Annotated in this window: 20 protein-coding genes and 10 tRNA genes; 10 read left to right on the forward strand and 20 right to left on the reverse strand. The window is 62.3% G+C overall.

What is annotated here, in order from left to right:
* Positions 1-3: 3 nt before the first annotated feature.
* The 10 genes from LVJ94_02825 to LVJ94_02870 all read right to left on the reverse strand — a co-directional run bounded on the left by LVJ94_02825 (position 4) and on the right by LVJ94_02870 (position 1,390).
* Positions 4-78, reverse strand: a tRNA-Glu gene (locus tag LVJ94_02825).
* Between the two features lie 9 nt (positions 79-87).
* Positions 88-159: transfer RNA gene (locus LVJ94_02830), tRNA-Arg, on the reverse strand.
* A gap of 1 nt (position 160) precedes the next feature.
* A tRNA-Cys gene (locus LVJ94_02835) sits at positions 161-232 on the reverse strand.
* 50 nt (positions 233-282) lie between these two features.
* Positions 283-356, reverse strand: a tRNA-Ala gene (locus tag LVJ94_02840).
* Position 357: 1 nt separating this feature from the next.
* Positions 358-428: transfer RNA gene (locus LVJ94_02845), tRNA-OTHER, on the reverse strand.
* A 114-nt stretch (positions 429-542) separates the two neighbouring features.
* Positions 543-614, reverse strand: a tRNA-Asp gene (locus tag LVJ94_02850).
* A 42-nt stretch (positions 615-656) separates the two neighbouring features.
* Positions 657-727, reverse strand: a tRNA-His gene (locus LVJ94_02855).
* Between the two features lie 103 nt (positions 728-830).
* Positions 831-903 (reverse strand) — tRNA-Glu (locus LVJ94_02860).
* Positions 904-1,039: 136 nt separating this feature from the next.
* Positions 1,040-1,111 (reverse strand) — tRNA-Asn (locus LVJ94_02865).
* Between the two features lie 170 nt (positions 1,112-1,281).
* Positions 1,282-1,390: transfer RNA gene (locus LVJ94_02870), tRNA-Gln, on the reverse strand.
* A gap of 986 nt (positions 1,391-2,376) precedes the next feature.
* On the opposite strand from LVJ94_02870, the gene LVJ94_02875 reads away from it, so the two are divergent.
* Positions 2,377-3,204: a GDSL-type esterase/lipase family protein gene (locus LVJ94_02875; protein ID WXB06188.1), complete on the forward strand. Its 828-nt coding sequence runs from the start codon at positions 2,377-2,379 to the stop codon at positions 3,202-3,204.
* 133 nt (positions 3,205-3,337) lie between these two features.
* On the opposite strand, the gene LVJ94_02880 is transcribed toward LVJ94_02875, so the two are convergent.
* Entirely contained in the window at positions 3,338-3,916 is a 579-nt protein-coding gene (locus LVJ94_02880; GenBank protein WXB06189.1) for a TetR/AcrR family transcriptional regulator, read from the reverse strand.
* 57 nt (positions 3,917-3,973) lie between these two features.
* Positions 3,974-4,540, reverse strand: a complete 567-nt coding sequence (locus LVJ94_02885) for a TetR family transcriptional regulator (protein ID WXB06190.1) — start codon at positions 4,538-4,540, stop codon at positions 3,974-3,976.
* A 122-nt stretch (positions 4,541-4,662) separates the two neighbouring features.
* On the opposite strand from LVJ94_02885, the gene LVJ94_02890 reads away from it, so the two are divergent.
* The gene (locus LVJ94_02890; GenBank protein ID WXB06191.1) at positions 4,663-5,547 is read left to right on the forward strand and encodes an NmrA family NAD(P)-binding protein; all 885 of its coding nucleotides are present in this window, start codon (positions 4,663-4,665) and stop codon (positions 5,545-5,547) included.
* A gap of 70 nt (positions 5,548-5,617) precedes the next feature.
* Here the strand turns inward: LVJ94_02890 and LVJ94_02895 are convergent, their stop codons facing one another.
* Together LVJ94_02895 and LVJ94_02900 are read right to left on the reverse strand one after the other, a co-directional pair.
* The gene (locus LVJ94_02895) at positions 5,618-7,432 is read right to left on the reverse strand and encodes a hypothetical protein (GenBank protein WXB06192.1); all 1,815 of its coding nucleotides are present in this window, start codon (positions 7,430-7,432) and stop codon (positions 5,618-5,620) included.
* Between the two features lie 175 nt (positions 7,433-7,607).
* Positions 7,608-8,825 (reverse strand): M4 family metallopeptidase, encoded by a 1,218-nt coding sequence (locus LVJ94_02900; protein ID WXB06193.1) that lies wholly within the window; start codon positions 8,823-8,825, stop codon positions 7,608-7,610.
* A gap of 764 nt (positions 8,826-9,589) precedes the next feature.
* Between LVJ94_02900 and LVJ94_02905 the strand changes: the two genes are divergently transcribed.
* Together LVJ94_02905 and LVJ94_02910 are read left to right on the forward strand one after the other, a co-directional pair.
* The gene (locus tag LVJ94_02905) at positions 9,590-10,996 is read left to right on the forward strand and encodes a DUF805 domain-containing protein (protein ID WXB06194.1); all 1,407 of its coding nucleotides are present in this window, start codon (positions 9,590-9,592) and stop codon (positions 10,994-10,996) included.
* Positions 10,997-11,075: 79 nt separating this feature from the next.
* Positions 11,076-11,963: a DUF4412 domain-containing protein gene (locus LVJ94_02910; GenBank protein ID WXB06195.1), complete on the forward strand. Its 888-nt coding sequence runs from the start codon at positions 11,076-11,078 to the stop codon at positions 11,961-11,963.
* Between the two features lie 24 nt (positions 11,964-11,987).
* Here the strand turns inward: LVJ94_02910 and LVJ94_02915 are convergent, their stop codons facing one another.
* Positions 11,988-12,464 (reverse strand): antibiotic biosynthesis monooxygenase, encoded by a 477-nt coding sequence (locus LVJ94_02915; protein ID WXB06196.1) that lies wholly within the window; start codon positions 12,462-12,464, stop codon positions 11,988-11,990.
* A 379-nt stretch (positions 12,465-12,843) separates the two neighbouring features.
* Here LVJ94_02915 and LVJ94_02920 point away from each other — a divergent pair, with 379 nt between their 5' ends.
* On the forward strand, positions 12,844-15,048 hold the full coding sequence (locus tag LVJ94_02920; protein ID WXB06197.1) for a carboxy terminal-processing peptidase: 2,205 nt from the start codon (positions 12,844-12,846) through the stop codon (positions 15,046-15,048).
* Between the two features lie 4 nt (positions 15,049-15,052).
* Here LVJ94_02920 and LVJ94_02925 read toward each other — a convergent pair whose 3' ends face one another.
* Complete coding sequence (locus tag LVJ94_02925; protein ID WXB06198.1) at positions 15,053-16,558, reverse strand: sulfatase; 1,506 nt, start codon at positions 16,556-16,558, stop codon at positions 15,053-15,055.
* Between the two features lie 1,068 nt (positions 16,559-17,626).
* Between LVJ94_02925 and LVJ94_02930 the strand changes: the two genes are divergently transcribed.
* Together LVJ94_02930 and LVJ94_02935 are read left to right on the forward strand one after the other, a co-directional pair.
* Positions 17,627-18,589 carry a hypothetical protein gene (locus LVJ94_02930; GenBank protein WXB06199.1) on the forward strand — a complete coding sequence of 321 codons (963 nt, stop codon included), beginning with the start codon at positions 17,627-17,629 and terminating at the stop codon, positions 18,587-18,589.
* 293 nt (positions 18,590-18,882) lie between these two features.
* Positions 18,883-19,053 carry a hypothetical protein gene (locus LVJ94_02935; protein ID WXB06200.1) on the forward strand — a complete coding sequence of 57 codons (171 nt, stop codon included), beginning with the start codon at positions 18,883-18,885 and terminating at the stop codon, positions 19,051-19,053.
* A gap of 770 nt (positions 19,054-19,823) precedes the next feature.
* Here LVJ94_02935 and LVJ94_02940 read toward each other — a convergent pair.
* Positions 19,824-20,525, reverse strand: coding sequence for a hypothetical protein (locus tag LVJ94_02940; GenBank protein WXB06201.1), 702 nt, complete (start codon positions 20,523-20,525; stop codon positions 19,824-19,826).
* Positions 20,526-20,926: 401 nt separating this feature from the next.
* Between LVJ94_02940 and LVJ94_02945 the strand changes: the two genes are divergently transcribed.
* Positions 20,927-21,256: a DHCW motif cupin fold protein gene (locus tag LVJ94_02945; protein WXB06202.1), complete on the forward strand. Its 330-nt coding sequence runs from the start codon at positions 20,927-20,929 to the stop codon at positions 21,254-21,256.
* 138 nt (positions 21,257-21,394) lie between these two features.
* Here LVJ94_02945 and LVJ94_02950 read toward each other — a convergent pair whose 3' ends face one another.
* Positions 21,395-21,790, reverse strand: a complete 396-nt coding sequence (locus LVJ94_02950) for a RidA family protein (protein ID WXB06203.1) — start codon at positions 21,788-21,790, stop codon at positions 21,395-21,397.
* Between the two features lie 107 nt (positions 21,791-21,897).
* Between LVJ94_02950 and LVJ94_02955 the strand changes: the two genes are divergently transcribed.
* Both LVJ94_02955 and LVJ94_02960 read left to right on the forward strand, forming a co-directional pair.
* Positions 21,898-22,863, forward strand: coding sequence for a LysR family transcriptional regulator (locus LVJ94_02955; GenBank protein ID WXB06204.1), 966 nt, complete (start codon positions 21,898-21,900; stop codon positions 22,861-22,863).
* Between the two features lie 84 nt (positions 22,864-22,947).
* The gene (locus LVJ94_02960) at positions 22,948-23,589 is read left to right on the forward strand and encodes a hypothetical protein (GenBank protein ID WXB06205.1); all 642 of its coding nucleotides are present in this window, start codon (positions 22,948-22,950) and stop codon (positions 23,587-23,589) included.
* 43 nt (positions 23,590-23,632) lie between these two features.
* On the opposite strand, the gene LVJ94_02965 is transcribed toward LVJ94_02960, so the two are convergent.
* Both LVJ94_02965 and LVJ94_02970 read right to left on the reverse strand, forming a co-directional pair.
* Positions 23,633-23,872, reverse strand: a complete 240-nt coding sequence (locus LVJ94_02965) for a hypothetical protein (GenBank protein ID WXB06206.1) — start codon at positions 23,870-23,872, stop codon at positions 23,633-23,635.
* 101 nt (positions 23,873-23,973) lie between these two features.
* Positions 23,974-25,317 carry a hypothetical protein gene (locus LVJ94_02970; protein ID WXB06207.1) on the reverse strand — a complete coding sequence of 448 codons (1,344 nt, stop codon included), beginning with the start codon at positions 25,315-25,317 and terminating at the stop codon, positions 23,974-23,976.
* Between the last annotated feature and the right edge of the window lie 330 nt (positions 25,318-25,647).

Below are 25,647 nucleotides of genomic sequence, written 5' to 3' on the forward strand. Positions count from 1 at the left end.
CGTTGGTGTTCCCAGCGGGAATCGAACCCGCGTTGCCGGATTGAGAGCCTGGCGTCCTTGCCGCTAGACGATGGGAACGTTGAGCAGCACCCCACCCCGGATTCGAACCGGGACCGAATCGCTTAGAAGGCGATCGCCCTTCCATTGGACAAGTGGGGCGTGGAGAGCCGAGAGGGAGTTGCACCCTCGCGCACCGGGTTGCAGCCGGCGATCCTCGCTGGAGAATCGGCTCGAAAGAAACAGAGCGGACACGCGATCTCCTGCGCGCCGCGCGCGCCAGGATGGTGGAGCTGGCGAGATTCGAACTCGCGTTGCCCGGGTGCAAACCGGGAGTTCTCCCATTGAACTACAACCCCGCAGGTCGGGACGGAATCGAACCGCCTCTCCGAGATTTGGAATCTCGGCTGGCCACCTTGGCTCTCCGACCTATGAAACGGCGACAAAAAAGTGAAGAGAAGCCCTCCGACGGGCCAGCCTCTAAATTCTCCATTAGCGGGCCGAATTGTGATCGAAACAATGTACTCCTCACGGCATTCGCCGAGCGCCCCGTACGGGAATCGAACCCGTCTCACTCCGTAGACAGCGGAGCTGCGACGCCAGTCGCATCACGAGGCAGAAGAGACCGGGGCCTATCCACTCGGCCACGGGGACAACGGTGTGACGTACGGGAATCGAACCCGTCTCCGCTGATTCACAGTCAGCCCTCGTCCCAGACGAGTAACGTCACCACGATGGCGCGCGAACGCGCGCGGTGGGCTGTCGTGGGCTTGCACCACGTTCTTCCGGGCTTCAACCGGACGCTATCCTTCGACCAGCTCACAGCCCGTGAGCACCCTCGGCGGGATTCGAACCCGGCGTCACCCGATTGAAAGCCGGGCATCCTAACCTTTAGAAGACGAGGGCATGGCCCCGCTTGCGCGGGCAGAGCCCTCGTCCGGAATCGTCTCGAACTGTACGGAGCGAAGCGAAGTACAGTGAGAGCTACGGTCCGGCGAAGCCGGAACGCCCGAAGGGCGTAGTCGAGCTTCGAGGGCGTGGGCTCCAGCGGAAGGAATCGAACCTTCACGTGCCGGCTTAACAGGCCGGTGCCCTACCATTGGGCGACGCTGGAATGATGAGCGGCTCCGTAGACCAGCGACGCTGGACGCGCGGAGCCGCGCATTCGTTGATTGGTGCCAAGTTTTCAAGGAACAGTGCCCTCGGGGGCGCACGTCAGCCTTCGTCGCGCTCGTTCCGAACGCGGATCTCCTGCAACGAAGGAAGGCCTCGATGTCGAAGCCTTGGTTTCGGGCGCAGGATTCGAGCCGAAGGCCCACGGAGGCCGAAGGCCGGAGTGCACCTGCGTTTCCGCGTTCAGAGCGCGGCGTCCTGCCAGCTAGACGATCCCGAATCGATGGTGGGTCCGGAGGGATTCTCCGTTCTCCAAATGCGTCAAAGGCCACCGAAGGAGCGTCCCTCGGCGGCCTTCATGGCTGCACGTGGAGATCGTTCCCGAACTGCTACAGATCGCGCTTCCGTTGCCCGCATTCTTGACCGGCTCTCACGCGCGTTGGGCGCACGATCCCCGGCGTCTTCGACAGGTCGAAGGACCGACTACTGGCATTGAAAGTCAGATATGTTGTTTGATTCATGGAAAGGTATCGCGTTTGATTTAGCGTTTGATGCCTCCGCTCGTGTTCGCGGTTTTCGTAGTCCAACGGATGGACCGGGGTTCTGTCGAAGGCGCGCCGTTCCCGGGAGTCAGCCGGGAGCCTCTGGAACGCCCGCTCCGGGCCCCGCGCTCGTGAGCCCGATGAAGGGCCACAAACGCCGAAGGCCGCCTGGGTTTCCCTAGGCGGCCTTCCGAGAGTGCGTGAACGACTCTGGAACTTCCGCCTAGGGCTCGACCTCCGGGTTTGCCAAACGGATCGCGGTGCGATCCAGGAGATCGAGGCCTTTTTGGCTTTCGATTGGGCTAAAGCAGCGCACGCCCTGATGGACGCACCCCTGCCGCGTCGCTTCGGGCGACGAGCTGGCAGCTGATTGATGGGGGCGTCGGGTCATCATGGCGTTTGAAGGGCGGCCTCTTGGCTGAGCTTTCTTCCTCGGGCTTGCTGAGTTGGACGCCGCGAGAGCGGCTACCATTCAGATCTTTGGTTCTTATGAGGCTCTTTCTGAGAACGGTCAAGAAAAAATCTGACGCTCAATCAAAAAAGATAGCCCTCGATGATGCGCGTTCCCATCACGGATGGGCAATGACCAGCTGGATCTGAGCAACCGTTGCGAAGCGGCTTCGCTCGATCGTGATTCCTGCTGTTTGTGCAAGGCACGAACGCGAGCTGACGGAGCAGACGTTCACGTCATAGTTTTCAGCGTCGAAAAGGAAGGCGGAATCGCATGCAACTATCGGCCGAACAGACACGCTGGCTTCTCAAAGTCCTTCAACCGGAAAAGACCCTCGGCGCGCTGCCGGGCGTGGCAGCCCTCTCGGAGGCTGTCCGCGCGGTTCTTCTCGGGCTTCCTCCCGACGTATATGCCGCCGAGCACGCACGGATGTTGGGGGGCGCCAAGGAAGCGGCGCGCGAATTGGCCTCCGAGTCCGCCGTCACCGCGATGATCGATCGCCTCCCCTTGAAAGAGGGCGCCCGGATCATCGCGTTCGGCGACAGCCACACGTCGGACCCGCAGTCTTGGGCCGTGATCCTGAACGAGCTTTTGATTGCGCGTGGCGCCTCGGTGGCGATCAATGCGGCCCCCGGTGACACGACGACGCACCGGCTGATTCGCATCGGTGAAGTCATCGCGCAGCAGCCCGACTGGATCCTCCTTCTCGTCGGCGTGAACGATGCGCGCACGCAAGGGCCAACGCCCACCAAGACTCTGGTCGATCACCAGGAGACCGTGCGGAATCTGCGCGAGCTGCACCAGCGCGTCTCGCACGAGACGAAGGCGCGCTGCCTGTGGATCACGCCTCCGGCGGTGAATGAGGAGCGCGTCTCGAACCACTGGGGCCTATCACGTTTCGGTGTCCGCTTCCGCAACGAGGACGTCGCACGGGTAGCGGCCGCCGTTCGGGACATCGACGCTCCGACGGTCGACCTGTTTTCCATTCTCGGCACGCCGCCCGCGCCCGAGCTGCTCATGGAGGACGGGCTCCACCTCACTCTCGCTGCTCAGAAGCGTCTCGCGTTCGAGGTCATGCGAGGCTGGAGCAAGGTCTCGTGACGTGTCTCGTTACCGGAGCCACCGGGAACGTCGGCTCGCTCTGGTGATCACCGGCCCACAGGCTCTCACCTACGGCGAGATGGCGTCGCGGATTGGCGTGGCGATCAATGGGCGGAAGAAAACGCCGGAGCCTTCAGGCGTTCCGGCACGACTCGAGGCAAGTGAGGACAGTCCGTACGGCCTCCTCCCTCGCGGACGCGGCCGAAATAGGGGGAGGGCGCTGCGAGATGCCGTGCACGAGCGCTTCGATCACGTTGGGGAGGACGAACAGCATCCGCTCCGACGATGTGACGCGCTCGAAGGTCTTTCGGAGTGCGCGGCGAAAACCCAACGGGCCTTCGGGTACCTGCTCGGAGACCAGCTCGTGGAGCTCGGGCTCCGCGGCGTGGAGATCCGCCAGCCCTTCCACGAGCGTGCGGGTGAATCCGTCGAGAGACCCGGAGCGTTCGGCCATCGTGCGCTCGATCACCCGGCGAACGTCCTCGACGTGGCGCTCATGCAGCGCGCTGAAGATAGCCTTCTTGTCCGGGAAGTATTGATAGAGCGAGCCGATGCTTACACCTGCTGCTTCAGCGATTCGGTTGGTGGTGACCGCGTCGACCCCCTCTCGCCGAATCACCCGCGAGACCGCGCCTAGCACCGCATGCACGGTCTGCCGGGACCGCCCCTGGCGAGGTTCACGTCGCATCTTCTCCTGGCTCGTCGTTCGCATCCGCTCGATTTCATAGCATCTCGGGGCTTCCGGCGCCCTGGAAACCGCACGGGGCCATTACGGCGGAAGTTGTTTGCGCACTTGGCGGAGGATGGTCTCCGAAAGCGCGGGATCGGTGACCATTCGCGCCATGGTTTGCGCGCCGATCATGGCGCACACGATCGCGAGAGCCTCCTTCTTGGCGGTGGCGGGGCCGCCTTGGAGCTCCTTGGCCAGCGTGTCCACGAGCTTTTGAAACCCCACGGTCGCGGCCTCGCGCACGCTGTCGCTGCTGCGAGCCAATTCGCTCCCCAAGGCGGCGAAGGGACAGCCCCGTGCGGTGTTGTCCCGGTGCGCGAGGGATAGATAATTGGAAATAGCCGTCGAGAGCCCGCGCTCCGCTTTGGCGGTCGCGATCGTTCCCTCGATCCCCTCCACGAGCCCATCCACGGCACGCCTGAGAGACTCCTCGACCACCTCGTCCTTGGACGCGAAGTGCTTGTAGAATCCGCCATGCGTAAGGCCAGCCGCGCCCATGATATCGGAGAGTCCGGTCGCGCCGATGCCGTTGCGTCGAAATTCCGTCGATGCGTTTTCGACGATGCGTTCGCGTGTTTCCGCGGCTTCTTGCCTCGATTTTCTCATGGCTCCGTTCCTTTCGAGATGCGTCCTGGCGGAACGTACCCTTGACTTAGATGGTGGTCGACATCTATTAGGATGTTCATCGACATCTAAATGAGTGGCGCCCCGCCACCTAGGAGATCTTCATGAGTCAACCAGTACTGATCACCGGCGCCACCGGACACACCGGCCGGCAAACACTCCAAATCCTTGCAGAGAAGCGCGTCCCGGTGAGGGCGCTCGTGCACCAAGAAGACGCGCGCGCCCAGCAGCTCCGCGCCCTCGGGGCCGAGGTCGTGGTGGGCGACTTGCTCGACTTCGACGACGCTCGCCGGGCGCTTCGCGGCGTTCGGGCCGCCTATTTCGTTTTTCCGATTCGGCCTGGGGTGATCCAATCCGCGGCCTACTTTGGGCAGGCCGCGAAGGAGGCGGGCGTCGAAGCTATCGTGAACATGTCGCAGATCTCGGCGCGCAAGGACGCGAAGAGCCATGCGGCGCAGGATCATTGGGTGGCCGAACGAGTATTGGATGACTCGGGCGTACCTACCATCCACATACGCCCCACCTATTTCGCGGAGTGGCTTGTCTATCCGCATTTCCTCGCCACCATCCGCGACGAAGGTGCGATTCGCCATCCCTTCGGCCAAGGCAGACACGCCCCCATCGCCGCCGAGGATCAGGCGCGGCTCATCGCGGCGTTCTTGGTGGAGCCCGAGCCGCACCTCGGCAAGATCTATCCTTTGCATGGCCCGGTGGAGATGAGCCAACACGAAATCGCGGCCGCAGTGGGCAAGACCCTTGGTAAAAAGGTGGTGTACGAGCCGAGCACGATGGAGGAATATCGCGCGCTCCTCGAACGGGCGAAGATGTCACCGTTTTTGGTACAGCACCTTTGCGAAGTGGCTGTGGATTATCAAAATGGAATCTTCGCAGGGGAAGATTCGATCATCGAAGCGGTTACGGGACAAGCGCCCATGACGGTGCAGGCCTATCTTTCGGCGCACCGTTCGGCGTACGTCGGGGGACAATGAGGTTGCTCGAAGCCATCGCGGATCATCGGCAGGATCTCGTCCCTCGGGCGGTGACCTGAGCGGCACACTCTTATTCGTTCGAATTTGGTGCGTCGGTGTCCATTGCCAGGCCGTACGAGCGGATCATGGTTTGTTCGACCTCGTTGCCGGTGCGGTCGCTGGCCTTCGCGCGCAAGGAAACGAAGTACGCGTCTTTCGGGTGGAGAAGAACGACACGCCATTTGTCGCGCAAGCGAACGATGTTCGCCGGCCGCCAGGTGATGCCTTCGTCGTAGGACACGGAAAGCGTCAATTCACGAATATCCGAAGAAGGCGCCCCGGGATTGCGTTCCATGCGCATGTCGAAGATGAACGGCCGGCCCGCTGGAGCGCGGCCATAGCTATCGAGCTTTGGCTCGTATCGAATCGCCATGAGCGGCAGTGCCTGCGGATGGTCCGTGTGCTCGGACGAGAAGCGCCACGTGGCGGATTGCTCGATGGCGTAGCGGGACCACGGAGCGAAGCGCTTCGTTTCCGTCGAGAGCTCGTAGTCGGCCCGCTCGGGAGGCACCTTGGTGGCCATGAAGCCCCAAAAGTCGTCTTTGGCGACGAGCTGGCCGTTTCTGCTCAAGGTCGTGGTTCCCGTCAGGTACGGATGTTCGTCACCGCCCACGTGCCCCGGTTGCGAGTCGGTGTGTACCGGGATGAAAATCTTCAGATCGTCTCCCGCGCGCTCGGGGTAACGAGCCAACTCGGGGTAAGGAGCCAACCGACCATCGAAGACGAATGCCGGCCCGTAAGGCATCGTATTCCACGCATGCTGGTATCTCCCTCTCGATGGAAAACGAAGAACGGTCGTGCTGTGCTCTACCCCCTCGGAGCCCTCGCTTCCGTGCTGCACGAACACTTTCCACAGATCCAGGTTCGCAGGCGAGAAATACTCCATCCGCGTGGCCGGCAAAGGAAACCTGAGATAGGCCGTGGAGGGAAAGGCGAAGCCCGTAAGTGGCTGCGGCACGAAAAACGTCGCTTGGCTCGCCACCGCGTCCAACCCCTGGGCCGCGTACGATTGACGGACGGCTGCAAGGTCCTGCTGGCGAACGGAAAATGTCAAGTCATCGGGAATTCGGTCCTGGACGGTCGACACGAGGTTGTACACATACGGACTATCCGGCTGGCCATTTCGAGTCCACATGGAATGAACGCTGATTCGAAACCCCGGAGATGCGCCGGATGGTATCGCGTACAGCCGATTCGTATCCAGATTGACCCCCGCGTTCACGGGAGCCCACACCGAACCTATCGCCGTTGGTTGGGTGGCTATGGTCGTGACGAACATCGGCTTGGCGGACGGTTCGTCGAGCGACACCGAGAGCTTCTCTCCTCGCCGGGCATCGACCTCGATGGCAAGATCGCGGTCGAGTATGAGCTCTGGCTCGTAAGCGAGGGTGGACGACTCCCCGGGCCAGGAACTGCCCGTGATAATCGTCATCAAGGCTGCATAGCGTCCGGCGGGGAGCTCGAGGCGATTCGCCGCCGCATGAAGAGTGCCATAGCCCACGTCACCGGTCTCGAGGTTCACCAACGTGACGATGCTTTCATTGTCGGGCACGGGTTCACCGTGACGATCGAGCGAATGGATCGTGAGAAAGTGCGTCTCCACACTGCTTGTGTCGATGCTCTTGACCGCCTCCCGCTTCCACCCGGTTTTGATGCGCTGAACCCCCGGGAGACTCTTGAACATCGACGGTTCGATCTCGTCGTTGAACTTCACCCCACCCACCCGAAGACCCGATGGTTCGTTTGCGAGCTTCTCGGACGCATCCTTCGCGGCGGTGCTGTCACACGCCACGATGGGCGTGATGGCCAGTAGGATGAAGACGCCACTTCCAAAACGAGAAATCATCGCACACCCCCCTTCTCGAAGGAGCCCGCCAGGCGGACCCCTGCGTAGTTGGCCGCGCCGCGCACCATCACGTAATACGTGCCCGCTTTTGCATTTGGAATCGCGCAGGTTTCGTTGTTCCCGGGGAGATACGGCCGGCAGTCGTATCGACCGAGCTTCGGTTCCCGCTCGAACCTCACGTACAAATCGGATCTCCGGAGCCGCCACGGAGCTGGAACGAGAGATCCGTTGCGCCCGCGGGAACGTCCAATCGGTAGTAGGCTTTGCCACCTCGCTCGCCTCGGAGCCCAGTCAGCGGCACACCGCTCACCAGAGCCATGGAAGCAGGCGGTGCCACGCCCACCGCGCGCCATGCAGCGTTGACCGATGCGACTTCGTCCGAGGAGAATCCCAACTGCGCGGCCGCTTGCTCCGTCGCAACGGCAGCATCTTCGAATTCGTCGCGCGGGGTCAGGATCGACGTGTTCGCACGGTAGAAGATTCGGGCAGCTTTCTCGATGCCAATGCCATTCACGTGGATCGTGGTCTTGCCGCGCGGATGGGTACCACCTTGCGCCAGAAGATAGAAGGCGAGGTTTGCGATTCCCGAGCTGTTGTGAACATCCGTGCCCGGAACGTAGTCGCGATAGTCGTCGAGCGAGGAGTCGTCAAGCGCCGGATCATTCATGTAGCGAAGGGCGTCGCCCTCGGTTCCGGGCGTCCAGATGTCGTCGCCAACCTTCCAGATCGCGTCGCTCACGACCCGGCCATTCCGGTACCACTCCACGACGGCGCCAAAGATGTCCGAGATCGCTTCGTTCAAGCCACCCGATTCATCCGTGTAAACGAGATTGGACGTCCTTTCGGTCACCGCATGAGTGATTTCGTGCGCCGTGACGTCCAGGGACAGGGCGAGGTTGTCGGCATCGACTCCGTCGCCATCTCCAAACGCGACTTGCGTCCCGGTCCAGAATGCGTTGACCAGATTGCGGCCGAAGTGCACGGAGCTGATCGCGGTAGCTCCTCGATCGTCGAAGGAGTCCCGACCGAAGAGCTCGCGATACGCGTCGTACGTGGTACCCAGATGATCGTAATTCACATTCACCACGGGATCCGCGTGGGATGGCTGCCCCTCCGTGCGGACCACGGGCCCCGGTAGGTCCTCGATGAATGAGCGATGCTCGGCGTCGTGGAGCGCTCGGTCCTTCGCGGTATGAACATGGGGCAGACGAACGAGAATCGCGCCGGTCTCTGCGCTGACGAGAACGGTATCGTGGATGGGAAGGCCGTTCGCGCGGCCCGTCAATTCGATACGATGGACGCGTTCGAGCGTGCCAGCCACCGCCCAGTAGGCATCGGGATCCTTCGAGAAAACGGCGCGATCGACGACCGACGCCGATTGCCGTTCGACCATGGCAATGGCAGTTTGCAGTGAAACTACCGGTTGACTCGTCGTGGACAGGTCGTCACGGACATGGCCGTTCGCAGCCACGATCCTACCACCGCGGACGTGAATCACGAGTTCAGCGCCGATGACCTCGAGTCCGTTCTTGCGCTGGCGAAAGCGAAGGTGCCTATCCCCGAGTACGTCCGTATGCTCGCTCTTGAGAGACAAATCCGAAGCGCTCGCGCGAAAGACTGGCGCAATTGGCATAAGGAGATTTACAGGGTTGGAGCGGGCATCGAAATTCGCGGCCATCGCCCCAAGATCTCCGGTCACGAACGACGGAACGCCGTCGTCATCGGCATCCACGACATTGGCTTTGGGTAAGCTGGCTAAATTCCGATCAAGAGATGCTCGTGATTGGTGAGCATCTTCATCGATGTCGTTCGAAACGCCGTGTCCACAGGCCAGTGCCATGAGGGGCACAGCCAAAATACCCAGCGCACGCAGGCTGATGAGAGATTTCAACGTGAGCTCTCCTTTCAGGGGCCGACTCGGGAAAGTGTGGCGGGCGCCCCTGTTTCCCGTGGGCGCCAGCGTCCTCCTTCCGTGTAGCACCGCTTCTCAGAAAATCGCGCACGCAGACAAATCGACGCAATCTTGGCGGTGCCGGACCGACGAAGTCATCGTGAGCATTCGCATGGCCATGATTCTCTGCGCCACGTCACCGCGTTTCTTTGACGGACGGCAAACAAGTTTTGGGAGACGGACACGGGGGTGTATCGTGGAACGCGATGAAAAAGACGCTCATTCTCCTTTTCGGCATGCAGCGGCGCGTCTCACGCCGTGCGTATCTGGGCTGGGGGGCGGCGCTGGCGGCGCTCAAGATCGGGGTCGATACCGCGGTCGTGCTTGCGATGGCGGGCACGTTTTGGTCGCCGCTCGCCTACATACTTCCGAGCGTGACCATCCGGCAACATGACGTTGCATCGGGCTCGGGGGCGATGCACGCGCTGCTCGCCCTATGGGCGCTGCCGTTCGCGTGGATCGGCCTCACCATGAGCATCCGGCGTGCCGTCGACGCGGGGCAATCGCCGTGGATCGGCACCCTCTTCCTGGTGCCGATCGTCAATTACATGATGATCGCCATTCTGGGGGCCATGCCTTCCAAAGGCCAAATGCGATGGGAACCGGCGCCGGTCATGGGGCCCTATCGCGGGGGTGGCGAAGGTGCGGCGCCGCCACCCTCTTCGGCGCGCACCCTGCCGCTTCCGCCCGCATTGCGGGCTGCGCTTTTGGCGCCACCCATTGGCATCGGCATGATCGCCCTCTGTTCGTACGCGATTGGCCAATACGGATTCGTGCTCTTTCTCACCACGCCGTTCGCGATGGGAGCCATCGCATCAGTCATTTACAATCGTCCGGCCCTTCGATCGTATGGGTCGACGGTTGGGGTGGCGCTGGCGGCGGTGGCGATCGCCGGGGGACTCTGTTTGCTCTTTGCGATCGAGGGCATTCTCTGCTTGGCGATGGCGTTTCCGATTGCCGCTGCGATGACCACCGCCGGTGCCCTCGTCGCGCGGGCGATCGTCGCTTATCAGTCGCACGAGCTCCCTCCGCTGGCGGTGATCGCCTTGCCCCTGTTTGCCTTCGGTGAATCGCACCTGGTCGGGCCGGTTCCGCGCGATGTCGTCACCACCATTGAAATCGATGCGCCGCCCGAGGCCGTATGGCCCAACGTCATTGGCTTCAGCGAGCTGCCCGCGCCGCCCGAATGGTTCTTTCGACTCGGAATCGCCTATCCGATGCGCGCGCGCATCCACGGTGCCGGCGTGGGTGCCGTGCGGCACTGCGAGTTTTCGACCGGTCCTTTCGTGGAGCCGATCACGGTGTGGGATCCGCTGAACCGGCTCGCGTTCGATGTCACGTCGCAGCCGCCGTCGATGACCGAGTGGAGCCCGTATCGGAACATCAAGGCGCCCCACGTCGAGAACTACATGGTCTCCAAGGGCGGCGAATTTCGTTTGGTGCGATTGGCTGGCAACCGCACGCGCCTCGAGGGGACCACGCATTACACATTGGCCATTTATCCCGAGGTCTATTGGGTCAATTACGCCGAGGTGCTGCTGCACGCCATTCACCACCGCGTGCTGGTGCACATCAAGGCGTCGAGCGAGGCACAGGCGCAAGGCCACGTGTAGCCGGCCTCGGTGACTTCCTCTGCTTTAGCTTGAATGGCCCCCTCTCGGTTATGGCCGCACGCTGATACGATGGGGCATCATGCGAAGAACTCTTGCGTTCCTGCTCCTCGGTGCGTTTGCCACCACGAACATTGGCTGCAACAAGCTCAAGTCCATCGCGGGGGTTGGCGGCGACGGGGGGACCGAAAATGCCGGCTCCGAGAAGAGCCTTTCGCAGGTCCTCAATGGCTTCGAAGGTGAAATCGGTATTCACGCTGCCGGCAAATCGATAGGCTCGAGCGGTGCGCCCTTCGACGTCACCCTCGCCGTGAAGGGCGACAAATTGCGCGCGGACCTTCCGCCCTCGCTAACGGGAGGTGGCGGAGGCGCGATGCAAGGCTACGTCATTGTTCGCTCGGACGAGAAGAAGCTTTTCTTCGTACAAGACGCGCAGAAGCAAGCCATCATCGTCGACTTGAACAAGGCGGGCGAGCAATTCGCCAAAATGAAGGAGGGCGGCTTCGGCATGGGGGCGGGCAAGCCGTCGGCCCCGGCGCCGTCGCATCCGCCCCCCAAGATCACGAAGACGGGAAAGACGGATACGGTGGTCGGCCAGAAGTGCGAAAATTGGGATATCGAAGACACCGAGTCGCACAAGAAAGTGCAAGTCTGCGTGGCCGAGCAAGGCGTGTCCTGGTTTCGCATTCCGATGGTCGGCGCCCCGGCGGAAATGGCCTGGACGGGCGAGCTTCTCGACGGAAACCACTTCCCGTTGCGCGCCATCATCTTCGACCCCGCCGGCACCGAAGAAGGTCGCATCGAGGTATCGCGCTTGGACAAAAAGACCCTTCCTGAGTCGCAATTCCAAGTGCCGCCGGACTACAAGCAGGTGGACCTCGCACAGATGATGAGCGCTGGGTTCGCCGGCCAGGTTCCGGGTCAGCCGGCGCCGGGATTTCCCTCCAAGCATCGTCCGCGCAAGCACTAGAAACGCCTTGCCGCTCGTAGATAACTATTCCGGGCGCGGGTGCTTGGGCGGAACTTGCCGGCTCTTCATCGTGAAATAACGGATGTCGGGAGGGCCGGTGAGCACTTCGCCCGAGTGGTTTATGAAGTCGAGAAAATAGGGCGTCTGAAAGTGGGCGTCGAGGTCCGCCTGGGCGCGCCAGTTCTCGTAGACTGCCCACGTCGCCGGATCGTCATTGGATTGATGGATGTCATAGTTGATATTGCCTGGCTCCCGTCTCGTTGGGGCGACGAGAGCTAGGAGGCGGCGGCCCAGCTCTTTTTCCTGCCCAGGAATGGCGTGGACGAAGGCAATGGATGTGAGGCCTGGATTTTCCGGATGGTGCTGCTCGATCTCCGACGTCTGTGCCCATACTACGGCACCCGAGGGAACGGTGAGGGCGAGTGCTGCAGCAGCCGCAATCCCGAGAATGGATCGATTGATGCCACGTGTAAGACCAGACATGGGCACGACGGTTCGCATGGGATCCCTCGCTTGAGGTGGGAACAGCAAGTGTGAGGTCGTGATTCGTATCAAGATTACGGTGTTCGCTCAATCTACGGCGAACCGTGTTTGACGATTGCCTCTACGGCCGCGCTGTGAATGTCGTTCGAGCGAACCTTTGGCCGTTGTCCTTTGTCACCGGGCCGTTCGAACGATGCGGGCGACTGTCCAACTGCAGATTTTGGTCGAAGGTTGGAACGGGACTCCTAATGTGTATATGGTGCCGCTCGAATTGTCTGTCAACGCCGGTGCTCGACCGTGCTTTGCACGACCCGCGCGCGGGCGTTCAACGACGCCGTCAAGTCGGCCGACGGCGTTTCGAGCGCCCCGAGGGCGCGCGCGTGCTAGATTCCGGGGCGTGCGTCGTTCCCTCGCTCTTTTCGTGCTGCTTTTCTCTTGTCGCTCGCCGGACGGCCCCGACGCGGGGGTACCGTCCCCTCCCGCCGCGTCGCAGGCGCGCCCCTCGGACCGCGATCGCGACCTTCCAGAGACTCCCCGCGACCCTCGCGAGACCGTTCTATCGGAGGCCGCGATCACGCTCCTGTCGGAGCACGTGCTCGGCAAGCCCATCGACGACGCGACCTCGAAGGACGCGTTCGAGCGCATGGTCGACGATCTCGACGCCGCGAAGATCTTCCTCCTCGAGGGGGACGTGCAGAGGCTCGCGCGCTTCGAGACGGAGATGGACGACGAGCTCCGTTCCGGCGATCTCGTGCTCGGACGCAAGGCGGCGGCGCTCCTCGCCAGCCGGCGCCGCGTCGTCGCCGACATCGTCGCTGGGGTTCTCGCCAAGCCGCTCGACTTCACGGCGAACGAATCGATCGAGACCGATCCAAAGAAGCGTGCATTCTGCAAGTCAGAGGAGGAGCTGACGGCGCGCTGGCGCGGTGAGCTCAAGCTACGGGTCCTCGAACGGACGCAGGAGCTCGAAGAGATCCTCGAGAAACGGGCGCAACCAAAGCTGAACGGGAAAGCCGCCGACCCCGACGATGCCAAGCGCGACGCGGCCGCGGAGAAGGCACTCGGTGACATTCCCCCGACCTTCGAGGGACGGCGCGACAAGGTGCAGAAAGAGTTGGCCACCCGATTCGCGACGCAGTTCACGCGACTCGCCGCCGTCGACAAGCTCGTGCCCGCGGCGACGTTTCTCAACGCTGTGAACGGCGCCTTCGACCCGCATACGAACTATCTGCCGCCCGCGGAGGAAGCCGAGCTCGACATCGCTCTCACGGGCCGCCTCGAGGGGATCGGCGCCACGCTGCGTGAGCAAGAGCACTACATCCTCGTGAACGACCTCGTTCCCGGCGGCGCCGCATGGCAGCAGGGGAATCTCGAAGTCGGCGATCTCATCATGGCGGTGACGCAGGAGGGCAAAGCCCCCGTCGACGTGATGGACATGCCGATTGGGAAGGTCGTGAGCATGATCCGCGGGCCGAAAGGCACGGTCGTCATCCTCACGGTCAAGAAGGCGGATGGATCGGCCAAGACGATCTCGATCACGCGCGACATCGTGCGGATCGAGGCCACGTATGCGCGCGGCGCTGTCCTGAAGACGAAGGGCAGCGGAGACATCGGGTACGTGAATCTTCCCGGTTTCTACGGCGAGTCGAAAATGCCGGGCGAGCGCAACGCCACCGACGACATGCGCACGATCCTGACCCAGATCTCGAAGAAGGGCGTGACGTCGCTCGTCTTCGACCTCCGCGGCAACGGGGGCGGCCTCCTCACGCAGGCGCGAGACATCGCCGGGCTCTTCGTGAAGGAAGGCCCGATCGTCCAGACGAAGGTCGGTTCCGGGAAGGTGGAAGTGCTGCGTGACACGGATCCATCGATCGCGTTCAACGGAAACGTCGTCGTCCTCGTGGACCGCTTCAGCGCCTCGGCCGCGGAGATCGTTGCGGGCGCGCTCCAGGATTACGAGCGGGCCGTGGTGGTGGGGACCGGTGCGACGCACGGCAAGGGCACCGTGCAGGTGGTGATCGATCTCGATCGGCAAACGAAGGCGAAGGGTGACCCGCTCGGCCTCTACAAAGTGACCGTTCAGGAGTACTTCCGCGTGAGCGGCGGCTCCACACAGCTGAAGGGCGTGGTGCCCGACATCCTTCTTCCTGATCCGATGTCGTTCGTTGAATCCGGCGAGCGCAAGCTCCCGCACGCGATTCCGTGGTCGACGATCGGTCCGGCCCCCTTCGTGAAAGTGCAACACGCGTGGAAGGCGACCGACCTCGCGTCTGCGAGCGCGACGCGCACGAGCAGCAACGTCGATCTCGCCACGGTCTCCCGGTTGGCGAATCTGATGGCGACGCGGAAGGACAAGACGCTGAAGCCACTCGAGCGCACTGCGTGGCAAGCCGAGTACAAGCGCACGAGGGCGGATCTCGACGCGCTCGATCCGAAGAAGCACGAACCGAAGCCGCTCATGGAAGTCGTGTCGCTCACGCCGCAGACGTCGTCGGATCCGCGTTTGCAACGGCACCTCGACAAGTGGAAGGGCATCCTCGCAAGCGACCTCTGGGTCGACGAGAGCGCGCACATCCTCGCGGATATGAAGAAAGCTCACTAGGCGGTCACTGTTTCTGCGCCGCCCAGCATTGCTCCGAGCCGTGGCAACTCTTGATCGCATCGATGCGGTCGTGAAATGACTTCACCTGGTCAGCGGACAGCGACTTTGCGGTGTTGGTCATTTCATCGGGGTCCGCCTTCAAATCATAATATTCAGTCTCACCGGTCTTGTATTCGACATATAGAGCATCTTGCATGCGAATTGACGCGTACGTGTCGACGATGCTCACGCCGTTCTTGGCATCCGAGGGCGTCCGATCGGGATCGTCGAGCGAGTAGGGAACTCCTTGCGGGCCCTCATGCTCGACAAGCGCTACGTTGCGCCAATCCGTCACCGTCTCCCCTCGGAGGAAGGGCATCAATGAATGCCCGTCGGCCATGTCCGGGGGCGCCGTTCCGGCGATGTCGGCAAACGTCGGGCACAAATCGATGTTCTGCACGATGTTGTCCACCGTCGCGCCAGCGGGCACTCCGGGCCCTACCACGATGAGCGGTACCTTGATGTCCGTGTCGAATGCCGTCTCCTTGCCGACGAACAGCATGTGCTCACCCATGTGATAGCCGTTGTCGGAACTGAATAAGAAATACGTGTTCTTGTCGCGTCCCGTGTCCACGAGTACCTTTCTCAGCGCCGCGATCATATCGTCGATGGCCTGCACGGCCTCGACACGCAAGTTGAAGTCGCGATCAAGCTTATCGAGCTGCGCCTGGGTCAAGGTCGGGCGCTTGGCGAGCCAGCTAGGTGGGTTCGTGTTGGGCTTGTTGAACGCACCCCTCCGCGGAAGCTTCTCGTTGAACGTACCGAGGTCTCGAGGTGCGGGGGTATAAGGCGCGTGCGGCGTGAAAGTGGACGTTTCCAGGAAAAACGGCGAAGACGCGTTCGTGGTCCGAATGAAATTGGTCGCCAAGCCCGACAGAACGTCCGTGAAATACTCGCTCCCGGCGTCGCGATGGTATGTGACGGTCCCATCTTCGTTGATCCAGTATCCGTATCCAGGATAACCGTTGTCGGAAACGTTCCACGAGCTCCACCCGGGATCCTTCGCGTTGTTTTTCGGATATCCGTTGAGGAATTTCCCCATCATCGAGGTTTCGTAGCCCGCGGCGGAGAGCGCCGTTGCGAACGTTTGGTTCGGGTTGCCCAGCCGCTCGAACGTGACGTAGCCTCCGGCATCGCCCGAGTTGGAGACGACGCCAGTGTTGTGTGGGAACTTCCCGGTGAAGATGGACGAGCGCGACGGACAGCACAATGAATCCGTAACGAAGTAGCGCGAAAACGTCGTCCCCTCTCGTTGCAATTGGAGAACTTGAGGCATGTATTGCACCAGATTCCACGAAAGGTCGTCGGTCAAGACGAAGACGATGTTGGCCTTCTCGTTCGGCGTACCGTCGGACGCGTCAACGTTCGTGGACGCATCCGCCGACGAGTCGCTCGATGAATTGCTGTTGCTACACCGTGCCAACACGAGCATGGGGGCGAGAAGACCGAGAAAATAAATGGAACGTTGCATGAGGATTCCTTTGCGTAGGGCAATGTTCGTCGTCCTCAACCGCGTACCGAATCGGCCGCGACCGCGCGGACCGAAGCGTTGCTATCGGGATCGCTTCGAGTGCCGTGCGGGTGAGATGAATGAGATCAGATTGGGATTGGTTTCAAGCACGGGTTCGACCGTGGAGCCACTCATTTCGAGTACAGCTGCGGTTCACTCCGACCTTGGAACATCGAGCGTGGAGCACAGTGCGTGCGTGTTGCGCGGTGTATAAGGGAATTTGTCTCGTATTTTGGATTCGTTCCGTCGTGCGTAAAGTTTCCTGAAGACGAATTCCAAACTCCAGCGGGATGCGAAGACCGATGGTTCAGAGCGGTGAACCGTCCCTTCGGGAGGATGAGCGGATTCAGTTTCGTGGCGTAATCCCCTGCCGTCGTTACCCATACAGCACGGGGGCACCAGCGCGCGCTGTATGGCTAGCGCGCTGTATGCGGCGCTTGACACTACGCATATGGCGTGAGACGTCGGAGGTAGAACGTCTACTCGTTGCCCTGCGCGACCCAAGGCTCACGGCGAGATGCCGTATGAGTTCGCCCACTCCGGACATTGGCGCGATTATCCAACGATCTTAATTTCTGAATCGCATTCTGCACCCAACGTCCAATACAGAATGCGACGCGGCCTCTTCCTTGCGGGACCGATCTTGCTCGCGCACTGCGCGGTGCTGCCGCAACCTTTGGCGCTGCCGGACGATCGGCAAGCCACGGTGGCCGTTTTTAGCCAAGCGCTTCCTCAATCCATGAGCGGCATCGCGCGCCACTCGTGGATCGCAACACGCCGCAAGGGGGAGCGAGAGTTCGTCCGCTACGAGGTGGCGGGAAACGCGAACGCGAACCACGGCGACCCCTTCGAGCCGCAATGCTGCGCAGGCGATGGAGTCCGGGTGGCCGACGTACGCATGCACGCGATGGTGCACGGCCCGGACGCGGAAAAGATCATCCCGTGCATCGATCGTGAAACGGAAATTTACAATCGCGATCACAGCTATGGCTTTTGGCCCGGAGCCAATTGCAACACGTACTCGCGATCATGGCGCGCAAATGCGGCATTTCGGTGGAGCTGCCATCGACGGCCAACGGTCGCGATTATCGCGGAATCGTGGGCGCCGGCGTTACGAGTGGCGGAACCGGGGTACAACTCGAGACGCCGCTGGTCGGGCTCAAGCTAGGGTTGAAGGAAGGCGTCGAGGTCCACATCTTCGGCGGCGCCGTTGGAGTCGACTTCTGGCCGCCTGCGATCATCGTTCCCATAGGCGCCGGACGAATTGGATTCGACGATCGCTCCTCGCTGGATGGGGGTCACGGCCCCATGCTGCGCGCCAAGGCATCGCCATCGTCGATGGAAGGGGCGGAGGCGAGCAACGACGGTGAACCGCCGTCCTTCATCGGGGATGCGACGGTGTTCGCGCGAACGGAAGGTGGCGGGGACCAAAACGCAAATGATCCGTCCCGCGCCACGGGCCTTGCGCCAACGTTCCTCCTTTCGGGAGCGGCCGACGTGCGGGGCATGTTCGCTCTCCTAAGTCGATTCGGGCCGGGCTTTGGACTGGATTTCGAGTTGGGATTTGCGACGCCCGCGGGGTTCGTTCATGGCCTTCGTCTCGAGCCACTCGGACTTGGCGTATCGCTCGGCCGAATGGGCTTCTTCACGGCAACGACGGGCGCGGGCTTTGGCGGTATCACCGGCCACGGCCCCACGGCAATCGAGGTTCCTGCGAGCGCGCGCTTGGCCTTCGATGCATCGAGCAACGTGCGCATTCTCCTCGACGCTCGCGTTTTATGGGCCTTCGTCCGCGCACGGGCAGATGGCGCACCGGACGCTCCCTTTGGTGACGAGATGCGCCTCGGTTTCGGCGTGCGCATCGGCCAGATGTGGGGCGAGCGCCAATACACCGAGGCCGGTGGGTACTTCTTTCGACTCGAGCACACCGAGCGACTCGGCGCGGCGTACGTTGGCGCCGCACTTGGCTGGGAACTCGGCGGCGGATTTTGATGCAAATTAGAATAAGCAATCAAATCGAGGCGCCCCTGTAGCGATATCGATCCGCTGTTCTTTCGGGACAAGCCCTTGGCGGAGGACGTCCGCGTGCAAGAGGCCGCGTGCTTGAAGCCGCCGAACGAGACGACCTGCACATCGGGCCTGCGGGCGGCGGCCGACATCGGTGAGATGTCGGCGTCCGTCTGGTGCGAAGACGGTACCCCGCGCGGATGCTTCCGGGCGCCGAAGGACACGATCACGGGCAACATCGGCCTAGTTGCCTGGGAGGCCATCTGGCGCGCGCTCGAGTGCGTCCGTACGAGGCTGGAGGGCGCGACCCCAGCGACGGCATCTGCGCCATCGACCCGACCGCCTGCCCCGAGCCCTTCTGCCCCATGTTCGAGGGCGACCTTTGGGGCAACACGAACCGAAGCGTCCAACCTGCGTCCGATGAGCGCAAGCCGACGACACCGCCGTGAGCGACGACCTTCGTCTTACGCACGGCTCCGGAGAAAATGTGCAATGGCTCCGGTCAGCCAGACGCGGGTGCTCCTTGAATCGTTGAATGCCCGTTTACGAACAACTGCCTTTGGGGTCAGGTCCCGTTTTGCAATCGCATTGATACTCGCACAGAGCACTACCGTACGGGCCCGCGGGGTAAAAGTTGCACCAATGGATCCCTCGACTTCCCGCGCTCCCGCATTTGGTGACGCACCTTCCCTGGGCGTAGCGAATATCGTCGTTCGAGCATCCCCCTTGTCTATCGACGGCGTCCGAAGCTTCCTGCCCGAGTTCGTATGCCTCCGGCGTCTGTTCCGCCTGCGTTACCTGTGACGGCTCGTCTTGAGCGTCAGGCTCGGACGCCGTGCAGCCGATTGCCATCAGTCCAAACACCGCCACACCAAAAATTGCGCTCACCAATTTCATCATCGCACTCCTTCGTGAGTGATCCGGCACCCCACCCAGCGTGTTGGCCGGCACTGCCTGAACCGCTAAGCAATCGCTATGCCGCGACGGAGAATGCGAACCGCGAATCGCTTGGCTCGACAAATACTTGGAATCGTCGATGGACGTCGGCGGTTCAGCGGCCGCATCGTACCGCACTTCGAAGTTCAGACGGTCCAGCGTCCGGTACACCTGGTACACGCGCGAAACAGCGCGTGGCACCACTTTGTGGTTTTCAATATTTTCCGACCGCGACCACCCCGCTCACGCCGAAAGCCCAGCGCCCGGTCATGCAGCACGAATACTAATGGCCGTAGCAATTGCTCATCGGCGGCCCGGACACGTACGACGCGGAGGCGTCGATGTTCACGTCGTGGGTGTTGGCCAAAAGACGGAGCCTGTTGGTCGACCTATCCGCGAGCCCGCGCACCGAGCGGTGCGTGACGGGCGTGCGAATGCTCCTCGTATCCCTGCACGATTGGGGATGGCCCTTGGCATCGTAGTCGTCCGCCGCGAACCACGCGTCGGACGTAGGGCAAACCCACACGTCGAAGAGAGCCCCCGGCCCGTCCGTCCACGTGATGAGGAGCCAGCTATATTTGTACTCTTGGCAAGTCGAGCCGGCGCCGGAATCGGTCGCCCGGGCATCGGTGGCGGCGTCCCTGGAGGCGTCTGCACGGCCCGCGTCACCGAAACCGCCGCCGCCATTGTTGGTGTCGCCGCTCGCGGGCGGACGGTTGCATCCTCGACCGTCGTTCGAGTCCAACGTGAATGTACCCACTCCCCCCAATTGCCGTGCGTCGAAGGACAGGTGCCCGTCGACGACCGTACCATCGTCGCGCACCACGCTCGCGCCCCCGCTCGGCGACCAAGTTCCCGGAATGTACTCGGAATCGCAATCGTCGTCGTTGTCCAGCCCGAAATTGCAGGCGACCGGACCGATGGCCGCGGTCACGAGAAGACCACACGAGACTTTGCGGATCACAGCGCCGAACGTCGAATTCATACCCGGTATCTATGACACGCCCGCGGAAACGCCAAATGACACCAGCTGACAGCCGCCTTGGCGTCACTCAGGGGGCTTCGTGAGCAGGGGGTACTAGCATTCCGTCGGATTCGCGCACGCGCACGCTCTTGTCTGCCCTGCCACGGCGTCACCACTGGCCCGCCTGCAACCGAGGTACAGGCCGCGCTCCAGCGCGTCGTTCACTCCGAGATGATCGTGCGCATGGGGGCCGCGAATCAGATTCCGTCGGCGAGGACCTCCACGTGGACAGTGAATGCCAATTGCGTCTCCACAAAGATGCTAGAGTCATGATCGCGGCGCCTCGCCTGACAAGGGCCCGAGCCCGCCAAGCGTGGGGTCTCCATTGCCCGGGCGTCCGGCGTTGGAATATGCTTCGCGGCATGCGAATCGCGGACGTCCCTTTCGGGACCACGGATTGGTCGACCATCCAGCCCACGGTGCACCCGGGCGAGCGGGGCACCGCTTACTGGCGGAGCCTGCAACTCGGCCCCATCCGCGTGCGTATGGTCGAGTACACGCCTGGCTACTTGGCGGATCATTGGTGCTCGAAGGGCCACATCCTGCTGTGTCTCGAGGGACAGCTCGAGACCGAGCTCGCTGACGGACGTCACTTCGTGCTGACACCTGGCCAGTCGTACCAGGTGGCCGACGATGCGGAGTCGCACCGCTCCTCGACGGAGAGCGGTGCGAAGCTGTTCATCGTGGATTGAGGCTCGATAGCTCGTCTCAGAGCATTTATCCTCGCGTCCCGGCCATAGATCGATGGTCGATGCCGTGAAGGCCGTCGCCGTCGCGACAATTTCCTCCGGCGAGACGTGCGGCGGCATCCGCGATAGCGACTTTCCGAACTACGGCAAAAGCGCCGTGCATTTGATCTCGGCGATCAATCCCGGCATCGCGAGCGCGCTGACGCCGAGTGCCGTCCACGCGGGGTAGCGTTCGGTGTTCGTGACGTAGCGGTCGCGCACTTGCATGAACAGCGGCAGGTCGCGCATGTCCGTGTGGTAGCTCACCATGTCGACCACGTCGTCCATGGTGGCACCGGCGGCCGCCAGCACCTTCTTCACGTTCTCGAAGGCCTGCGTGAACTGGGCCTCCTTGCCTTCGACGACGTTCAGGTCTTCGTCTCGGCCAACCTGGCCCGCGATGAACAGCAGATTTCCGGCTCTCACGCCGGGCGAGTAACGAAACCTTTCGTGAAGATTCTGCATCTCTCGCGGAACGATGGACGATCGATTTTGCATGGCTTGCTCCTTGTTGGGCTTTCCTCACGCCGGGTTTTGCTTCGTCGACTTTTTTCGCGCGCTCTCGCCGATTCGTCCAATCGATTGCTAGAATCGCGACCATTCATATGGTCAATCTCGCGTTGGTGGATCTCAATCTCCTCGTCGCACTCGACGCGTTGCTCGCCGAAGCTCACGTTGGCCGCGCGGCTCGCCGGATCGGGCGCTCGCAGCCCGCGGTCAGCCATTCTCTCCGGCGACTGCGTGAGCTGCTTGGTGACGCGCTGCTCGTCCGCATAGGTCCGAGGATGGAGCTGACGCCTCGTGCCCTTGGCCTTCGTGCGTCGTTGCCCGATGCGCTCGAGCGCGTTCAGAGCCTCCTCGCCGCCGAGTCGTTCGTGCCGGCGACGAGCTCGCGGCGCTTCCAGGTCGTGATCCACGACCACCTCGCGGATCTGGTCGTGCCCGCGATCGTGCGGCGGATGAGCACAGAGGCGCCGCGTGCTTGGCTCGAAGTGCTGCCCTGGGAGAGTCCGTTTGCGATGACGCCCGAACGCCTGCGCTCGCTCGATCTGTTCACCTCGTGCTCAACCGCCGATCTCCCGGGCTTCGATCGCCGGCCGCTCTTCACCGATCGCGACGTGGTGGTCGCCCGCCGCGATCACCCGCTCGTAACGCGGCTCGGGACGATGCGGACGTTCGCTGAGGCACGTCACATCGCCGTGACGCGGGATCCGCTCGATGCTTGGCTGCTGAAGGAAGGCGTCGAGCGTAGGATTGGGTTGACCGTACCGAGCTACCTGCAAGCACTTCACGCGGCGGCGGCCAGCGATCTCGTCGCGTTCGTGCCACGACGTCTTGCAGAGGCGTTGGCCGCGCCGTTATCGCTCGCGATCGTGAAGCCGCCAATCGATCCGGGGCCGTACCAGGAATTTCTGTTCTACCCGCGGCGGCGCGACGGCGATGGCGCCGCCCGATGGTTGCACGATATCGTGCTCGCGATCGGGCGGGACGTCGACGCGCCGACGCGACGCCGACGCCGGACGCTCGAGGCCGGGAAGGATGGGAAGTCTCGAAACGTAGGAAGTCGTTAGAAACGAATGCACCTACCGTGCCCGATCCATCCTGCAAGCTTCTCGTCGTCGACGTCAATTTCGCCCCAGTGTACGGGGTGACGCGTGTTCCCTATCGACCTAGTGCGGCGCAAAGAGCTGACCTCCCTAAACCGCCAGTATGGCGCATTTGGCATCCTCGTCGTGCCGTGGGTGCTGCTCACCGTCATCGTTGTCGGTGCCGCGGTCCTGGCGGCGCAGGAGGGCATGAAGGATTGGTCGAAATTCGGCTGGTGTCTCGAAAAGACTTATCCAGACTCCTATTACTCGACACTCGAAGACTGCCAAAGCTACGCGCGCGACAACTTCAAGCAGAACGCGATGACGTTCATCGGTATCGCCATCTCCTTCTTCATCGCGTGGGCCGTCGTTGGCTTCTTCGGCTTCCGTGCCGCGCGGCGGTTGCCGAAGGTTCTTTCGCTCCTAGACAACGCCCCTGCCACGAGCGTTTGGGCGTATGAGCAAAAGACATTCCTCGAGGGATCCAAAACCGCGGCGAACCGGCGAGAGATCGTGGTCGGCTGCGTCGACGGTACGAAGTCGAACCTCTGGATTCGCAGTCCCGACGAGATCGGGCCCTTACTGACGGCGATCGCTCTTCAATGTCCGGGCATCACCATCGGATTCGATGAGGAGAAGTCGGCGCAGTTCGTACGTGACCCGCGCTCGATGCGACCGGCCGAACCTGTCGTGCTCTTGCGACGTTGACGTCTGGCGCAGCACATTCTCACGTCGGAAACGCGGCTTCACTTCAAATTGAGTCGGCAAGGGCGCTTCGGATGCCGACGATGACCCCGATGGCGTCTTTCGAGATGGCCCGCTCACCGGTCTTCACCGAGATAGGGGCAGACCACGTGAGATCCGCCACGCCGTTGCCGACTCGAAGTACGGGAGCGAAAATGGCCAGCGCCAGAAGCGCGCGGCGCACTGGCTCGGTAAGCAGCGCGGTGGGGGCTTGCCCGTCGTCGTGGGCACATGCAAGTGATGACATCCATTTCGATGGCGCGGTTCGCTCCGCGCGGGGACGCCCACCATGGAAGGTAAATCGATCGCGGATCCGTCGGTTGCCGCGACGTTGATTGAGTCGGACAGTCAATCGTTGTACGTCGTCTCTTGGATCCAGTGAAACCGATATGACGTCAATGCGAACTCGGGGTCGGGTGTCTTGGCGAGTGTGAGGGCGAGGCGCTGCTCGCCGAGGACGCCCTCGATCGTGAGGTGCGCGGGGTCGGGGCGTTCGTAATGCAGCACGATCCTCTCGGCGCCCCCTGGCAGAGCGTCGCGCATGCCCGGCCGAAGCGTGAGCGTGTGCGCTTCGGGGTCGACCTTGAACCTCCATCGCACCATATTGCCATCGTCGCGTTTGACGACCAGGGAGCCATGTTGGCCGACGATGATGGTGCGCCAACGCACGAGATCCGACGGCGGAGTTCGCACTTCGGCGCTGGCCGCATTGGACTCGATCACGTAAGGGCCAGCGAGTGCCCTGGCGGGCGAACCGCTGTCGCGCATCTTCCGGATCATCAACGCGGAGCTCATCGCGGCGACGAGCGAGCCACCGATGTAGAGGACCTTGAGTACGAGCCTCGCGCGCTCGAATCGGCGTGAATGGAAGGGGGGGCGCTGCGGAGTGGCGGCGGCGGGCCGGCCGAGCACGAACACGTCGATGAGACGCCGCGCGTCGGCGGCGAGCAGGAAGAGCGCTATCGAGAAAAGGTGTGCGGAAAAGAGTTTGACCCCGACGTAGTAACAGAAGTTCAGCACGACTACGTTCGCCATGATGGCGGCAACCAGCATGGCCCCCAAAGTCGTGGTGCGGCGAAAGAAGAGCAGCAAGCCGCTCAGAACCTCGGCCCCGCCGACGAAAACGTTGTAGGCGGTCGAGTACCCCATGAAGGCCCACATCAAACTATGGGGTGACGAATCGCCGTACGTGCGACTCAGTTGTTCGATGGCCGGCGTCGGAAACTGCACCATCATGATCTTGAACATGCCGTAGAGCAGCATGTTCATCGCGAGCATGTAACGCAGATAGATCCGCAGTCCACCGTGCAGTTTCGCGTCACGCTCGCCCCGCACGTCGACCAGCGACCAGACGAGCGCCGCGACCGCGGAGAGGGCAACCACGCAGAAAAGTAGTACGAAATCGTAAGCCGAATCGGTGGTGCCCGACTGCGAGGGCGCTACGTCACGCGAAAAACCTAGAACATGGCGCCCCACCCAGGGCACGAGCGCGCGCCACATGCGGTCGTACACGTTGGTGAGCGGTTCGAGTTGGGTGACGTTGCTCAAGGGCTGCGGCAAGCTGGCGAGCAGCCCATAAGCGAACGCAAAGCGAAAGCCGAAGCGACGCGCGAAACGCGCGGGCGTATCCGGCGTGCCCGAGGGCGCAAAGACATCGCTCGGATCGGGGTTAAGGGAGGCGATCGGATCCACGGGCTAAGAGACAACGGGGAGCCGGCCGAGTTCCCGCCTCGTGGCGTATTTTCGTCGAGAGGTGGACGATTCGGCAAGACGCTTACGAGCATCGTTTAGCGGGCTGTTCAGGCGTGGAAGGGGGGGGGGCGTTTCGACGTCAAATAGTATTGAGGCTTGAAAGCGCTTGCGATTGACTCGCATGCGATGCATCTTCTTCGCATGAAGGGAGAGGCCAGGCGCGCTGGTCCGCAATTTCGATAAGAATTTGCGCAAACAGAAGCACCATTGCGAGAACGCTAGGCCGATGACGCTAGCGGATGAACCCGAACGACGTCCGTAAAACGGCAC

It is taken from the genome of Sorangiineae bacterium MSr11367 (assembly GCA_037157805.1).
GTDB classification, from domain to species: Bacteria; Myxococcota_A; Polyangia; order Polyangiales; family Polyangiaceae; genus Pendulispora; species Pendulispora rubella.